Origin of the sequence: Helicobacter sp., assembly GCF_022511165.1 — a bacterium.
Lineage (GTDB): Bacteria > Campylobacterota > Campylobacteria > Campylobacterales > Helicobacteraceae > Helicobacter_C.
The window spans coordinates 1,992-2,282 of the sequence record NZ_JAFLSB010000076.1 but is presented as its reverse complement, the minus strand read 5'-3'; the positions used below and the strand labels follow the sequence as shown (position 1 = coordinate 2,282).

The following is a 291-nucleotide window of genomic DNA, read 5'->3' as shown; positions in this document are numbered from 1 at the left end:
TATGAAAAAGTAAGGGAAATACTATTTTTGAGCAAAATAGACAAAGCAAAGGAAAAAATAGCTATACTTAAATTTTGGCTAGGAATTGCGGTAGCAACTTTTTTGGCTATCATTGGCTGGAGTGTTACAAATTATTCAAAAATAGAAGTATGGCTCTTGATATTGGGCTTTTTTGCTATGATTATTTTAGGAATAGCGATAGTATTCTTATCAAGACTCATCAATAAAAAAATCGATGAATTGGAGGATTTATAATGCTCGTTCATATTATTGTGGCTTGTATGGCTCTTG

Annotated in this window: 1 protein-coding gene; it reads left to right on the top strand. The window is 31.3% G+C overall.

The window, feature by feature from the left end; all coding sequences use genetic code 11:
- Window positions 1-255: hypothetical protein (locus tag J1E28_RS07740; RefSeq protein WP_291028463.1), on the top strand; the 255-nt coding region annotated here is incomplete at its 5' end.
- Between the last annotated feature and the right edge of the window lie 36 nt (window positions 256-291).